The organism is Candidatus Tenderia electrophaga (genome assembly GCA_001447805.1).
In the GTDB taxonomy this organism is placed as follows: Bacteria; Pseudomonadota; Gammaproteobacteria; order Tenderiales; family Tenderiaceae; genus Tenderia; species Tenderia electrophaga.
In genome coordinates this window covers 983,750-998,281 of the sequence record CP013099.1, presented here as the reverse complement: position 1 = coordinate 998,281, position 14,532 = coordinate 983,750, and the positions used below count along the sequence as shown (strand labels likewise).

The following is a 14,532-nucleotide window of genomic DNA, read 5'->3' as shown; positions in this document are numbered from 1 at the left end:
AAAGGGGGAGTCATTCTCCCGCCAGAAGGAGGCGCGGATCAGCCCAGGATATCCTGCAAGGCGGTCACCAGCGCCTCGACCTGCTCCTGGCTTCCGATGGTGATGCGCAGAAACTGGTCGATGCGGGGACTGTTGAAATGCCTGACCAGGATCTTGCGCTGGCGCAGCGCGACAAACATCCGGGCGGCGTCTTGCCGGGGGTGGCGGGCAAAAATGAAGTTGGCCGCCGATGGCAACACCTCAAAACCGAGTTGCTGCAGCTCGGCCTGCAACCAGTCACGCGAGGCGATGATGCGCTGCCGCGTCTGCTCGAAATAATCGCGATCCTGCAAGGCGGCGACGGCGGCGCTCACCGCCAGCATGTCGAGAGGATAGGAATTAAAGGAATTCTTGACCCGCTCCAGGCCCTCGATCAGCTCGGCACTGCCGACGGCAAAGCCGACCCGCATGCCGGCCAGACTGCGCGACTTGGAAAGGGTCTGCACCACCAACAGATTGGGAGATTCATTCACCAGGGCGACGGCCGACTCACCGCCGAAATCGATATAGGCCTCGTCGACGATCACGGCCGATTCGGTATTGCGTTGCAGAAAGCGGCGCAACTCATCCAGCCCCAGCACACGTCCGGTGGGGGCGTTGGGATTGGGGAAGATGACGCCGCCGTTGTCCGCCGGATAGTCATCCAAGACGATTTCGAAGGCAGGATTCAGGGGCGGGCGTGCATATTCAATCTGAAACAGACTGCAATAGACCGGATAGAAGCTGTAGCTGATATCCGGAAACAAGATGGGGCGGGATTGTTTAAAGAACGCCATGAAGGCCAGCGCCAGCACCTCGTCCGAGCCGTTGCCGACGAACACCTGGCGCTGGGTCACGCCATGATAATCCGCCACTGCCTGCTTGAGCACATTGCTGTTGGGATCGGGATACAGGCGCAGGCGCTGCTTGTCGAAGGCGTCGAGGGCCGCCACCACGGCGGGTGACGGCGGATACGGATTTTCGTTGGTGTTGAGCTTGATCAGGTCCTGCACCCTGGGCTGTTCGCCCGGCACATAGGGCACCAGACCGCGGGTCAATTCGCTCCAGTACTTACTCACGTCACTATCCCTTTCATCACTCGCCGGCAAGCTGCCAATAATATACTGTCAGGCGGGTGACTGTCAGGACGCGCCCGGCCCGGGCTGGGCCGACCATTCGGCGTGCCAGGCTTCCAGTTGCTCGCCCGGCATGGGACGGGCGATGTAAAAGCCCTGCACCATGTGGCAACCCAGCTCGCGCAGCAAGGCCCAATCCGTCTCGCTCTCCACGCCCTCGGCCACCAGGGTCATGCCCAGCTTCTGCCCCAGCAACACGCTGGACTCGAGGATGGCGCGACTGGCAGCGTCGCCACTCGCATTCATGACGAATTCCTTGTCGATCTTGAGTTCGCTAAAGGGAATACCCTGCAGCTGCTTGAAGCTGGAATAACCGGTGCCGAAGTCGTCGATGGACAGGGTGATGCCTTTCAGGCGTAAGCGCACCAGGGCGTCCAGAGTGGCGGCGATATCCTTCATCAGCCCGCCCTCGGTGAGCTCGAGGATCACGTCCTGCGGCGCCAATTCATAACGCTCCAGACAACTCATCACGCGCTCGGGAAAATCGAGACGGCGGCCGATGGTGCCGACAGCGATGTTGATGGATACCGACATAGCCATTCCGCGGGCACGCCACTGCTTTAACTGGGCGAAGGCCTTGTCCAGCACCAGGTCGGTGAGCTCGTCGATCAGACCGTTGTCCTCGGCCAAGGGAATGAAACGGTCCGGCATGATGAAACCCTTCTGCGGATGCTGCCAGCGCACCAGCGACTCCACCCCCACTAAGCGACGACTGAAGGCGTCGATCTTGGGCTGGTAATAGACCACGAACTCGTCGCGCGTAATGGCGCCCTGCAGCTCGTCCAAAGAAATCTCGCTTTGGGCACGCCGAGCGGCGCGCTGCTGACGCGGTTGAATGCCGGAAAGTACCTCGGCCAGCCGCGCCTGCGCCACCGGTTTGGGGATGGCGGCAACGAATTGAAAACTGTGGGCATCAGCCAGATTGCGCGCCGATGCCAGGATGCGGCTGTCCTCGCCGCTGAGCAGGACAATCGCGCCGCGGTAATTGCGCGCCACCAGATGGCGCAGATATTCCACCCCGTCCATGACCGGCATATTCAGATCGCACAACACCACCTCGATGTCCGGCTGGTGCTTGTCCATCAGCCGCAGCGCGTCGGCAGCCGATTTGGCGGTGAGCACTTCGGCCACGCCCACACCCCGCAGCGCCGCCTCCAGGGCGCAGAGGATGACCGGGTCGTCATCCACTACCAGGGCCAGGCCGATGTCCAGGGCGTCTGCGGCATACGCTGTCTGTGGCACCCGCCGTAGGTCGAAATCCATCAATGCCGCCTTCAAATCCTTGACGACGCGCTGCACTTGGCTGTCAAGTTCGCCGACCAGAGAGGCAATGCCGTCCCACTCCTGTTCCTCGGCAAAATCCTCCAGCGTCTGACACATTTGCGCCAGCGATTCCGCGCCGACCGCCGCGGCCGACGATTTGAAACGATGCGCCCAGAAATAAAGCGCCCCGGCGTCCGGCTTGTGAAAGGCGGCATGAATCGCGGCCAAGGTCTCCGGCAGGGTCTCGACAAAATTGTTGATGATGGCGCGCTGCTGTCTGAGTTCGCCTCCCACCAGGGCCGCCAGACGCGCCAGATTGACACTGCCCTCGGCATTGCCGGTGGCGGCGTATGCCAGGTCCTGATCCGATGCCGGCGGCGGCTCGCGCCCCCCCAGCCAGTAACACAGGGTATGCCTCAACACCTCCATATCCACGGGTTTGGGGATATAGTCATCCATGCCCGCCTTGAGGCAACGATCCCTCTCCCCGGGCAGGGCGTTGGCGGTGACGGCGATCACCGGTGTATAGGTAGATGTTTCCTGTTCCCGTGCGCGGATGTACTGCACCAGCTCGTAACCGTCCATCTCGGGCATGTGGATATCGGTGAGGATCAGGTCGTAAGGCGAGTTCTTGAGCCGGGCCGGCACCTCACGCGGACTGCCGACAATCTCCGGGCTGTATCCCAGGGCCTGAAGCTGATGTTGGAATACCGTGCGGTTGGTGGGATTGTCTTCGACCACCAGGATGCGTACGCCGGTCACATTGCAGGTGCCATAGGCAGCGACCTGCGCGGCACCGGCTGCGTTTTCGGCCACGCCGGCTGACTGCTCGGTCGGCCTGGCGAGCGCCAGATCCACCCAGAAGGTGCTGCCCTTGCCGGGTTCGCTCTCGACACCGATGTCACCCTGCATCAGCTCGACGAATTGCTTGGTAATGCTTAAACCGATACCCGACCCTTCGATATAGCTCTGATCGCTCACCAAGCGGCTAAACGGTTTAAACAGATGTTTGATATCCTGTGGCGCGATACCCACGCCGGTATCGCGCACGCTGATACGTACATAATCCTCATCGTGCCGACTGCAGGACAGCGTGACTGCCCCCTCTCGGTAGTTGTATTTGATGGCGTTGGATAACAGATTCAGGATGACCTGTTTCAGCCGTGTCTGGTCGGCCAACACCGCCAGGTCCCGGCAGTGCTCAGGGCGCAAATCAAGCCTCACGCCATGCTTGTCGGCTAGCGGCAGAACCAATTTGCGGCATTCCTCTACCAGCGGCGGGATGGCGAGCGGCTCCAACGACACCTGGAATTGGCCCGCCTCGATCTTGGCCAAATCCAGTATATCGTCCACCAGGATGCGCAGATGTTTACCGGCCTGGTAGATCTCGCGCGCCACCTGACGCTGCTGTTCGCTGGCGCTTATATCGTAATTGAATAACTGGGCGAAGCCCATAATGGCATTCAGCGGTGTGCGCAGCTCGTGACTCATGCTGGAAAGAAAATCCGACTTGGCGCGGTTGGCGCGCTCGGCTTCGTCCTTGGCGGCGAGCAGATCCGTCTGCACCTGTTTCAACTGGGTGATGTCCTGCACCACGCCGAGCATGCGCAACGGCTCGCCGTTCTTGTCACGGATCACATCGCCGCGTTCCAGCATCCAATGCACCTGGCCGTTGGGCCAGACACAGCGGTGCTCGATACTGTATTCTGCACCGGTATCGATGCAGGCATTGACCGCATCGATCACCGCCTGGCGGTCATCCGGATGGACGGCGCTGAGAAAATTCTCGTAAGTAGTCTCCAGCTCACCTTCCTCGTAGCCGAACAGCGGTCCAATGCGCTCCGACCAGAACAGATCACCGGTTTTGATATTCCAGTCCCAGGTACCGACATTGGCGAATGACTGACTCAGGCGCAGGCGCTCGTCGCTTTCGCGCAAGGCATTTTCGGCCTCAACACGGTCGGAGATATCGCGCACTACCGCGACAAAACGCGGCGCCTCATACTCCGGCACCACATATTGCAGCAGTATCTCCACCGGCACGTGCGCCCCATCGGCACGCTTGTGCACAGTGGAAAAGGTCAGGGACTGACGCTCCCCGTAACGCAACGGGGCCATGACTTCCTGCAAAATATTCTCAGTGAAGAAGGGATTGATGTCCAACAGCGTCATGCCGTAAAGTTCTTCGCACGAGTAGCCGACCTGGCCTGTAGCCGCCGCGTTGACATAGGTGAACAGCAAGCTGTCGGGATCGAAGATGAAGACGCCGTCATGGACCTGATCCAGGGTGAGCTGGAAACGTCGCGACGCGCCCTCCACCTCTTTGAAGGCGGACAGATCACTGGCGATCCCGGTAAACAAAGTTTCATCGCCGTGAGTGAATTCACTCACGGCCAAGCGCATGGGGAACACATCACCATCCGCGCGCTGTCCTTCCACTTCACGTCCGATGCCGATAATCGCGCCCGTGCCGCCGCTTAAATAGCGCGTCAAGTGACTATCATGTCGGCTGCGGTAAGGCTCGGGCATGAGCTGATTGACGTTTTTTCCGATCAATTCATCTGCCCGGTAACCGAACATGCGCTCCACGGCCGGATTGCAGGAACGGATAAGCCCCTTGGCATCGATCACTACAATGGCATCGACCGCCGTGGCAACGGTGGCATCCAGGCGCGCCTGGGCGTCATCGCGGCGCCGCTCAGCGCGCATCCGGGTGATGATACGGCCACAGCTATCCAACAAAGGCCGCAGGTAATCCACCAGGGCGGCGGCGTAAACGCCGCGCCCCTTGGCCAGCCCGATCATGCCGACCATGGTGTTATCAGACATCACCGGCATGCACGACAGTGCCCCCACGCCGGCCAGGCTTCCGGATGCGCTATCCGGATGGGTCGCGCTAACGATCTCGGCGCTGGTCAACACCTGTTGGATCAACGGATCGAGGGAATCCAGATCGCAAAGGGCTTGCTGGGCCTGCACAATCCGGCCGGGAAGCGGCGCGCCAGAGGATAGATTGGCGACGGCGCGCATCTCCAGGCGCGGCCGCCCGTCGGGCGTGGACGCCACTTCGCCGACGAACCCCGCCTCACTGGCGCTCAGCGCCAATACGTCATTCAGCAACCCCGCGAATATGTCGTCAGGGTCGGCGTCGTCGAGAAAACCGGCCTGAAATCGATTGATTGCCTGCAGCAGCGTATTGGCTTCCTGCAACCCCATACACACCTCTATTTATATAGTTATTTCGTTCCGCCACCACGAGCTTAATCGGCCGCTTAAATAGAATTTATAGCAGTCGCGTGTACAAAGCTTAAAAAATAATCCCGCAAAATGCATCTGTTTATTCTCCAAGCCACTGATGAAAAACATATTTCGCCGAGCGATGGTGCAGCCAGGCTGCAACAGAATCATCATTCAGTCTTCATCGTAGCGTCACAATAGCGCCGGATACTGCCTGACGGGTTTGCCTGTAAACCTATTCATGACAACTTTCGCTAATCTTGGAGACACACCTATGAACCATTTCAAACTGAAGGCTTGCGTCGCCACCGTCGCCATGGCCATGGCCGGCGCCGCCATGGCGGACAAGGGGCTTGGCGGTCCGTTCCATTTCAAACCGATCAACGAATCCGCCGCCAGTGCCGACTGGGACCCGAGCGCCCCCTTTAAATTGCCCAAGGGCTACAAGCAATTCGTGGTTTCGGACGAAACCGATCTGAACATCTATGACGGCGGCCGCGATGACTGGCACGACATGAACACCGTCAACGAAACCGGCCCCATGGCCGGCCGTTTCATGTACCGCACCCACGAAGTGCGCGGTGTGCCGGAAGGCGGCGCCGTCTCTGTGGTCGATCTGGAGACCGGCGAGACCCGCATCCTGGTACAGGATGTCAGCTACACCGCCCTGGACGGCATCCGCTGGACGCCCTGGGGTACCCTGCTGTTCGCCGAAGAGACCAGCGGTGGCCGTCTGTTCGAAATCGAGCTGAATGCCAACCTGATGACCGCCGCCACCGTCCACGACCGCCCGGCCGTGGGCCGCCTGGCCCATGAAGGCATCGATATCGATAGCGAAGGCAATGTCTACGTCATTGACGAACACCGCGGCCGCAGCCAGGGCTGCAACGGCGTGGTGCCCTGCGGCGGCGGCATCTACAAATTCGTCCCCGATGTCTACGGCGATCTGTCATCCGGTGCCTTATACGTGCTCAAAGTGAATGGCGCCGACGGTGTGGGCCAGGGCGAATGGGTCGGCCCCATCGATCCCATGACCGCCCGCACCGCCGGCACCGCCGCCGGTGGCCAGAGCTATCAGCGCCCAGAAGACATCGAGATCATCGCTGACAAACTCTATGTCGCCATTACCGAAGGCCCGCGCGACGCCGTCACGGACATCGGCAGCGGCGAGCTGGAGTTTGATGGTGAGTTGTACGAAGGCCGCGTCATCGCCATCGACCTGAACAACATGGCGGTCACCAACTTCGTCAAGCCCGGCGTGAATGTGCCGGTGGAGATCGGTCGTCCCGGCGACGCCAACTTCCAGACCGGCTTCGACAGCGTCGACAACCTGGCGGAATCACCCAGCGGGGATTTGATCATGCAGGAAGATAACGTACCTTCGGACATCTGGTTCGCCAGCACGGAGACCAACGAGTTCGGCGCCTCAGAACAAGTGGAGTTGTTCGCCTCTTTGACCGACCCCGGTGCCGAGGGAACAGGCGTTTATTTCAGCCCCTTCGACCGGCATACATTGTACGTGAACGTGCAACACTCGGCTGCGCAAGACGGTGACGGCACTTGGGCCATCACCCGCAAGCACGGCAAGATGTTCAAGTTCGACTAAGTCGAGATTGAAATAAAACTCACCTTGGGGTGGCCTCGGCCACCCCTTTTTTTGTGTCTCAGAATTGCCCGCTGCGCAACAGCACCAAGGTACAGGCATGCTCGAAGGCAATCCCTTCGCGCTGCAAGGCGGCGCCAAGTTCAGCATTTTCGCTGCCCGGATTGAAGATCACCCGGCCCGGCTTGAGACGCACGATCTCATCGATCAGGAACGCAGAAATAGACGCCGAGACGTACATAGTCAGCGTATCCACGCGACCGCTCACCTCATCGAGACTGTCTAACACCTCCAGCCCGTCGATGCTGTCCACATTGGGATTGATGGGCACCACCTCGTGGCCGCCGTCGTGCAGCCGCCGCAACGCCATATTGGCATAACTATCGCGGCGCGCGCTGGCGCCGAGCACCGCCACGCGCTGATGCATATCAGGCACTAGCGTCCCTGGATCAGCTCGATCTTGTAACCGTCCGGATCTTCGACGAAGGCGATCACGGTGCTGCCGTGTTTCATCGGGCCGGGCTCACGCGTCACCTTGCCGCCACGCTGCTTAATCTCGTCACACATGGCGTAGATATCCTCCACCCCCAGGGCGACATGACCATAGCCATTGCCCAGGTCATAGCTGTCGACACCCCAGTTGTAGGTCAGCTCGATCACAGCCGTCTCTGACTCCTCACCATAACCGACAAAGGCCAGGGTGAACTCTCCCTCGGGATACTCCTTCTGCCGCAGCAGTTTCATTCCCAACACATTGGTGTAGAAATCCAGGGACTTTTCCAGATTACCGACGCGCAGCATGGTGTGTAGCATTCGCATGGGAGACTCCTTTGCTTGGTGAGTTTCGAGGCCTTAGATACCGACCTCGTAATGGCAGATATAATCCACCAGCTCGTCGACCTCGACCTCAAAGTGCGAATTGCCGGGCACGCTGAACGACTCGCCAGCCTGGTATTCGGTCCAGGCCTGCTCATCGGCCAGCTTGACGCGGCAACGACCCTGGGTGACCTGCATGGTCTCAGGCGCCTGGGTGGAAAAACGATAGGTGCCGGGTAACATGACCCCCAGGGATTTCATCTCACCCTCGGCGGTGATGACGGAACGGCTGGTGACCTTGCCGTCATGATAGACATTGGCACGATGGGTGATAGTGGAGTTTTTGAATTCCATTAGCCCATGCTCCTGCCCTTGGCGGCGGCGATGCGCAGGCGCAGCGCGTTAAGCTTGATGAAACCTTCGGCGTCCTTCTGATCGTAGGCGCCGGCGTCATCCTCGAAGGTGGCGATGTTGGCATCGAACAGGCTTTCGTCCGACTTGCGCCCCACCACGCTGACACCGCCCTTGTAGAGCTTGAGCCGCACCACGCCGTTGACCCGTTCCTGCGAGGCGTCGATCATCTGCTGCAGCAGCTTGCGTTCGGGTGACCACCAATAACCGTTATAGATCAAGCTGGCGTATTTGGGCATGAGTTCGTCTTTCAAATGGGCTACTTCACGATCCAGGGTGATGGACTCGATGGCGCGGTGGGCCTTGAGCATGACGGTCCCCGCCGGGGTTTCGTAACAGCCGCGCGATTTCATGCCGACGTAGCGGTTTTCCACCAGATCGAGACGGCCGATGCCGTTGTCACCGCCGACCTTGTTGAGGTAACTCATCACCTCGGCCGGACTCATGGCCTGGCCGTCGATGGCGACGATATCGCCCTTTTCATAAGTCAGCTCCAGATAGGTGGGCTGGTCCGGGGCGGCCTCGGGTGAGACGCTCCAACGCCACATATCCTCTTCCGGCTCGGCCCAGGGATCTTCCAGAATGCCGCCTTCGTAGGAGATGTGCAGCAGATTGGCATCCATGGAGTAGGGCGATTTCTTGCCCTGCTTTTTGAAGTCGACGTCGATGTCGTGGGCCTCGGCGTAGGCCATCAGCTTTTCGCGCGAATTGAGATCCCATTCGCGCCAGGGGGCGATTACCTTGACGCCGGGCTTCAACGCATACGCACCCAACTCGAAGCGCACCTGGTCGTTGCCCTTGCCGGTGGCGCCGTGGGAGATGGCGTCGGCGCCGGTCTGGTTGGCGATCTCCACCAGGCGCTTGGCGATCAGCGGCCGGGCGATGGAGGTGCCGAGCAGGTACTCGCCCTCGTAGAGGGTGTTGGCGCGAAACATGGGGAAGACATAGTCGCGGGCGAACTCCTCGCGCAGGTCCTCGATGTAGATCTGCTTGATGCCCATGGCCTTTGCCTTGGCGCGCGCCGGTTCCACCTCCTCGCCCTGGCCAATGTCGGCGGTGAAGGTGACCACTTCGCAGTGGTACTCATCCTGCAGCCAGCGCGCGATGATGGAGGTATCCAGGCCGCCGGAATAGGCCAGCACGACTTTGTTTACACCAGATTGGGACATGAGGCTCTCGCTAAGTGTTATTGAACGGAAAGGTGGCGATTATAGCGCGAAGCCGGCCCGCCCTTACAGAGTCCGGCGCTATTTAACGCCGGGCGCGATCACCGCGTAGGAGACGATATCGAGCCGGTCGTCATCGCCGTTGTTGTACAGCGTCAGGGTCTCCGCCGCCACCCGGTCATGGTCGTAGCGCACGGAAAAATCCAGGGTGTAAAAGCGGCCGCGATAGGGCGAGTTGGTGACGTAGTGAGTAAGCTGGTAAGCCAGCGGCGCGCCGAGCTGCGCCTGAATCTGCTTGAGGCGCGCGTCCCATTTACCGGGCGGCTGTTCGCTGGAAAACAGGCTCAGCGCCCGGTCCAGATCGCCGCGCGCCATGGCCTGGTAGAAACGGTTGCCGAGCTGCATGGCCCGCTCGTCCGAGGGGAAGTCGCTGCAACCGAGTAACAGGATGCCGAGCAGGCCGAGCACCAGCCAGCGTCCCGGGTTCAAGTGTCTTGCCGTCATGGATACTCCTTACTCAAAACGCAGCTGTAGCAGCTTGCCGCCGGTGTTGTCGGCCATGTTCCCAAACGCAAACTGGGTGTCCGGATTGGCGCGCCCGATGGCGATGGGGAAGATGGGGCTGTGGACTTCATCGTAGTAGATGCGATCCACCGAGGGCTCATCGCCCAGCAGGATATAGGCGCCGGGCGCCCGCTGCCGGGCCAGGGCGGCGAAGGTGCGGCCGATGGTCTCGTCGCTGCCCAGGAAGGGCGCGCCGACCATGAAACGGTCGAACACCTCGCCCATGCCGCCGCTGTACGTCTCGGTGGCGCCGTCGGCATACCAGCTCAGCCCCGCCAGCTGCTTGCCGGTGCGCAACATGATGACGCGCAGCAGCGGCACCAGAAAGGTCGACGCGCCGTGCATGGAGCCGGTGGCGTCGATGACCAGGTGCACATCGCGGCCGGGGATCTCCTTCAGGCCGCTGATAAAGACGTCGAAATCCTTGCGCCCCTTGCCCGAATCCAGTCCCACCGCCTTCAACACCTCCTCCAGCTGATCCTCGCTGTCGAAACCGCTGCTGCCCTCCAGCTCGCCGTAAAGGCGCTCCTTGTCCTGCCGCAACTGATCGATCTCGGCCGCCATCTGCGCCACCTGTTGCTGCAGCTGGGGCGTGCGCACATCCTCGTGGATGCGCGAGGTGATGATGATGGCCACCAACAGGAAGACGAAGGTGGCCAGCATCAGCAGGGCCACGTCGGAAAAGCTCTCGTGGATATTGCTCTGACTTTGGCTCCGCGGACGCAACATGCTCATCTACCTCCGGGCAGCAGACTCATGAAGCGCACCCACCAGGGGCGGTTGAGGGCGTAGACCAGGCGCATCTCCTGGCGCAGCATGTCGCAATAGGCGCGGTGCTGTTCCAGCATGGCCTGCAGCGATTCGCCCTCCCGGCCGGCCTCGCCCTTGACGAAGCTGCGCACCTCGTCGCGGAATCCGCTGAAGGCCAGCGTCGTGCCGCCGAAGGAGCCGCGCAGGGCCTGCAGCTGATCGTCCAGCCCCTGCAGCTCGGCCTTCAGGGCACGCACGTCGCGCTCCAGGGTGTCCTTGTAATCGGCAGAACAGTAGACCAGACAGATGCGCCCCAGATTGTCATACAAGGCCTCGACACCGTGCTGGGTGATCTGGGCGAAGACGCGCAGCAGTACACCGCCGAAGACGGCGCCCAGCAGGGTGGTGTAGAAGGCCGTGCTCATGCCTCCCATGGCCCGGCGCAGGCCGTCGATCAGCTGGTTGCGGTCCTGACCCAGGGCGTCCAGCGAACCGGTCAGACCGGCCAGGGTCAAGGTCAGCCCCATGACGGTGCCGATCAGCCCCATGGTCACCAGCAGGTTGCCGGCCACTTCCACCGAGCGACTGCCGCGCTCGAACACCGCCAGCTCGGCGCGCATCAGGTTTTCCACCTCGGGCCGACCTTTGGTGTCAAGGGTGGTCTTGAGCGACTCGAAGAAGCGGTCCACGGCGCGGGCCTGGTAGCCGGACTCAAAGCCCTGCAGCCCGCGTTCGCGCACCACCGCCTCCACCTGCCGCAACCGCCGCGCCTCCAGCGAGATCTTGGTCGCCAGCCACAGACTACCGCCCACGCCGAGCAGGAACATGCCCAGGATCAACCAGGTCATGCGGCTGACGTCGTTTTCGATGTAATCCCAGATGCCGGTGTCGCTGTACAAGGTGAAATAGACGCCCAAGGCCACCAGGGCCCAGAGCAGCCAGAAGATTATAGTTCTGTTGGCCATCGTTTCCTCCTCCTTCAAACTTCAAAATCTGCGATAACCGAGACGCTTGTTGAACAGCTCGCCGATCACCCCGCCAAAGGCGCAGAACTCCATCGCCAGGATGACGAAAAAGGACCACCAGCCCATGGGCATGAGACGGTAGCCATCGGGCACGCCGCTGAGAAATTGGCTATCCCAGTAACTGATCAGCAGCACCAGCAGGGGCGGAAAGTGGGCGATCCATTTGCCGCCGTAGCCGTAGATGAGCCCGACCGCGATGCCGGCAATGAAGGGGATGAAATAGATCTGCAGACCCCAGGCCCAGTTGAAGGTGGCCAGGCCGTAATACAACTCCACCCGGATGCCCAACAGCACGCCGCCCAGATAGGTGATGAGACAACCGGCGCACATGGCGATCATCATCAGGCCGTAGTCGGTCTTGCGCGGCACCATTACCTTGCTCATCGGATATACCTCCTTCTTGCAGTTACCCACAGATCGCACGCCGCGAGGCGGCGAATAAAGCGTAAAGGGACGGGAGCGGGATGATTCAGGACTGACCTTCACCACGATTGCTTCAGCGCCTTCTTCCTGCCGGCGTTTTAGCTCTATACATCAAACGCCGTGCCAACCCGAAGGGATTCAGGATTTATTAATTAATTCAGATGCTTGGGAATAGACAGGGCGAAGGAACAGGCCCGACCGGGAAGGAAATGACACGATATATCGTATTGACACGATATATCGTGTCACTCTTTAGCGAGTTCGATCCCCAGCTTGAGCATGCGCGAACGCAGGGTGTTGGGGTGCAGGCCAAGGATGCGCGCCGCCCCCTTGGGGCCGGCGATGACACCGCCGCAATAGGCCAACGCGCGGCTGATATGGGCGCGTTCCACCGTCTCCAGACTCTGCAACGCACCGTCTACCCGCTCGGCCGCCGGGGTCTGGGGCAGCAGACCGCTGACATCGACGCTGGGGCCGTCGGCTAGAATGGCGGCGCGCTCGATGACGTTCTGCAGCTCGCGGATGTTGCCGGGCCAGCGGTACTGCTGCAGCGCCTCCAGCGCGCCGGTGCGAAAGCCGCGCAAGGGTTTGCCGAAGCGGCGCGCCGCGCGCTGCAGGAAATGGCGCGCCAACAGCGGGATGTCGCCGTTGCGCGCGCGCAACGGCGGCGCCTCGATGGGGAACACGTTCAGACGGTAGAACAGGTCCTCGCGGAACTGCCCCGCGGCGACCGTGCGCGCCAAATCGCGGTTGGTGGCGGCGATGATGCGCACATCGACGCGGATCGGCGTGCCGCTGCCGACGCGCTCGAATTCCTGCTCCTGCAACACGCGCAGCAGCTTGACCTGGGTCTCGGGCGCCAGCTCGCCGATCTCGTCCAGGAACAGGGTGCCGCCGTCGGCCAGCTCGAAACGCCCCTTGCGCTCCTGCAGCGCGCCCGTGAAGGCGCCCTTCTCGTGGCCGAATAGCTCGCTCTCCACCAGGCCGGCGGAGATGGCGGCGCAATTGACCTTGATCAGCGGCCGCTCGCGGCGCGGGCTGTGGTCGTGGATGGCATGGGCGATCAGCTCCTTGCCGGTGCCGCTCTCGCCCTGCACCAGCACGGTGGCGTCGGTGTCGGCCACCTGACGGATCTTGCGCAGCATGCGCTGCACCGGCGCCGAGGTGCCGACGATCTCGCCGAAATTGTGGTCCTCGCGGATCTCAGCCTGGAGATAGCTGTTCTGCTCCTGCAGCTGCTCCTTGAGCCGCTCCACCTCGCGGAAGGCGGCCAGCAGCTCGGCCTCGGTACGCTTGCGCTCGGAGATGTCCTTGAACACCACCACCGCCCCGGTGAGGCGCTCGCCCTCGTAGATCGGCGTGCTGGTGTACTCCACCGGAAACGGCGTGCCATCGCGGTGCCAGAACACCTCGTCGGCGACATCGTGGTGCACCTCGCCGTCGCTGATAGCGTGGTAGATGGGACACTGATCGTGCGGATAGGGGCTGCCGTCGAGACGGCTGTGGTGGTGCATGTAGTGGATCTGCTGGCCGATGGTCTCCTGCGCCGACCAGCCGGTCATGCGTTCGGCGGCGGGATTGACGAAGGTGGCGGCGCCCTCGGCATCGAGGCCGTAAATGCCCTCGCCGACGGCGTTGAGAATGGATTCGGTGCGCCGCTGCAGCGCCGCCATCTCGTGTTCGGCCACCTTGTAGGCGCTGATTTCTTGGGCCAGACCCTGGCAGCCCCCCGCCGCTAGCGGCGTCAGGGTCACCAGAAAACTGCACTGCCCCAGACGCCATTCGTAGCTGACCGGCGCGCCGGCCAGGGCCTGTGCATGGGCCGCCGCCGCCACATCACCCGCGGCGCATTCGACCAGCGCCTGCCCCGCCTGACAGCCGTCCAACAGGCCGGGCTCGCCGCCGTATTCCAGCAGGCGACCGTCAGCGTCCAGGCGCCACCAGGCGCTGCGGGGGACAGGTTGAAGATCGCTGACGGACATGGGCATATACAGGCTCGAATCGAGCCCCGCATGCTCGCACATCCGCGCCCTCGGCACCAGCCGCGGCGGCGCGCGTTAAGCTTGATGACAGCTTGATCCGCTTTAATGCACACTTGAGACACTCAGCCGACGACGAGC

At 61.6% G+C, this 14,532-nt stretch carries 12 protein-coding genes; 1 reads left to right on the top strand and 11 read right to left on the bottom strand.

Annotated elements, in window-relative coordinates:
- Positions 1–38: 38 nt before the first annotated feature.
- Positions 39–1,097, bottom strand: a complete 1,059-nt coding sequence (locus Tel_04630) for a histidinol-phosphate aminotransferase (protein ID ALP52490.1) — start codon at positions 1,095–1,097, stop codon at positions 39–41.
- Positions 1,098–1,160: 63 nt separating this feature from the next.
- Positions 1,161–5,633: a hypothetical protein gene (locus Tel_04625; protein ID ALP52489.1), complete on the bottom strand. Its 4,473-nt coding sequence runs from the start codon at positions 5,631–5,633 to the stop codon at positions 1,161–1,163.
- 295 nt (positions 5,634–5,928) lie between these two features.
- Here Tel_04625 and Tel_04620 point away from each other — a divergent pair, with 295 nt between their 5' ends.
- Complete coding sequence (locus Tel_04620; GenBank protein ID ALP52488.1) at positions 5,929–7,260, top strand: hypothetical protein; 1,332 nt, start codon at positions 5,929–5,931, stop codon at positions 7,258–7,260.
- 58 nt (positions 7,261–7,318) lie between these two features.
- On the opposite strand, the gene Tel_04615 is transcribed toward Tel_04620, so the two are convergent.
- The 9 genes from Tel_04615 to Tel_04575 form a co-directional block, all read right to left on the bottom strand.
- Positions 7,319–7,693 (bottom strand): CoA-binding protein, encoded by a 375-nt coding sequence (locus Tel_04615; GenBank protein ID ALP52487.1) that lies wholly within the window; start codon positions 7,691–7,693, stop codon positions 7,319–7,321.
- Positions 7,693–8,076 (bottom strand): glyoxalase I, encoded by a 384-nt coding sequence (locus Tel_04610; GenBank protein ID ALP52486.1) that lies wholly within the window; start codon positions 8,074–8,076, stop codon positions 7,693–7,695. The genes Tel_04615 and Tel_04610 overlap by 1 nt, the downstream gene beginning before the upstream one ends.
- Before the next feature lie 33 nt (positions 8,077–8,109).
- The gene (locus Tel_04605; protein ID ALP52485.1) at positions 8,110–8,427 is read right to left on the bottom strand and encodes a hypothetical protein; all 318 of its coding nucleotides are present in this window, start codon (positions 8,425–8,427) and stop codon (positions 8,110–8,112) included.
- The gene (locus Tel_04600) at positions 8,427–9,653 is read right to left on the bottom strand and encodes an argininosuccinate synthase (GenBank protein ID ALP52484.1); all 1,227 of its coding nucleotides are present in this window, start codon (positions 9,651–9,653) and stop codon (positions 8,427–8,429) included. The genes Tel_04605 and Tel_04600 overlap by 1 nt, the downstream gene beginning before the upstream one ends.
- 78 nt (positions 9,654–9,731) lie before the next feature.
- The gene (locus tag Tel_04595) at positions 9,732–10,139 is read right to left on the bottom strand and encodes a hypothetical protein (protein ALP52483.1); all 408 of its coding nucleotides are present in this window, start codon (positions 10,137–10,139) and stop codon (positions 9,732–9,734) included.
- A gap of 24 nt (positions 10,140–10,163) precedes the next feature.
- Complete coding sequence (locus Tel_04590; GenBank protein ID ALP52482.1) at positions 10,164–10,949, bottom strand: hypothetical protein; 786 nt, start codon at positions 10,947–10,949, stop codon at positions 10,164–10,166.
- Positions 10,946–11,929: a hypothetical protein gene (locus Tel_04585; protein ID ALP52481.1), complete on the bottom strand. Its 984-nt coding sequence runs from the start codon at positions 11,927–11,929 to the stop codon at positions 10,946–10,948. The genes Tel_04590 and Tel_04585 overlap by 4 nt, the downstream gene beginning before the upstream one ends.
- Before the next feature lie 21 nt (positions 11,930–11,950).
- Positions 11,951–12,373: a hypothetical protein gene (locus Tel_04580; GenBank protein ID ALP52480.1), complete on the bottom strand. Its 423-nt coding sequence runs from the start codon at positions 12,371–12,373 to the stop codon at positions 11,951–11,953.
- Positions 12,374–12,657: 284 nt separating this feature from the next.
- A complete protein-coding gene (locus tag Tel_04575) occupies positions 12,658–14,085 on the bottom strand; it encodes a Fis family transcriptional regulator (GenBank protein ID ALP54735.1) in 1,428 nt (475 codons plus the stop codon).
- Positions 14,086–14,532: the final 447 nt, after the last annotated feature.

Coding starts and splice junctions, on each gene's coding strand:
- Tel_04625 (ALP52489.1), bottom strand. CDS start 5,633: ATGGGGTTGCAGGAAGCCAATACGCTGCTGCAGGCAATCAATCGATTT.
- Tel_04620 (ALP52488.1), top strand. CDS start 5,929: ATGAACCATTTCAAACTGAAGGCTTGCGTCGCCACCGTCGCCATGGCC.
- Tel_04610 (ALP52486.1), bottom strand. CDS start 8,076: ATGCGAATGCTACACACCATGCTGCGCGTCGGTAATCTGGAAAAGTCC.
- Tel_04605 (ALP52485.1), bottom strand. CDS start 8,427: ATGGAATTCAAAAACTCCACTATCACCCATCGTGCCAATGTCTATCAT.
- Tel_04600 (ALP52484.1), bottom strand. CDS start 9,653: ATGTCCCAATCTGGTGTAAACAAAGTCGTGCTGGCCTATTCCGGCGGC.
- Tel_04590 (ALP52482.1), bottom strand. CDS start 10,949: ATGAGCATGTTGCGTCCGCGGAGCCAAAGTCAGAGCAATATCCACGAG.
- Tel_04585 (ALP52481.1), bottom strand. CDS start 11,929: ATGGCCAACAGAACTATAATCTTCTGGCTGCTCTGGGCCCTGGTGGCC.
- Tel_04580 (ALP52480.1), bottom strand. CDS start 12,373: ATGAGCAAGGTAATGGTGCCGCGCAAGACCGACTACGGCCTGATGATG.
- Tel_04575 (ALP54735.1), bottom strand. CDS start 14,085: ATGGCGGCGCTGCAGCGGCGCACCGAATCCATTCTCAACGCCGTCGGC.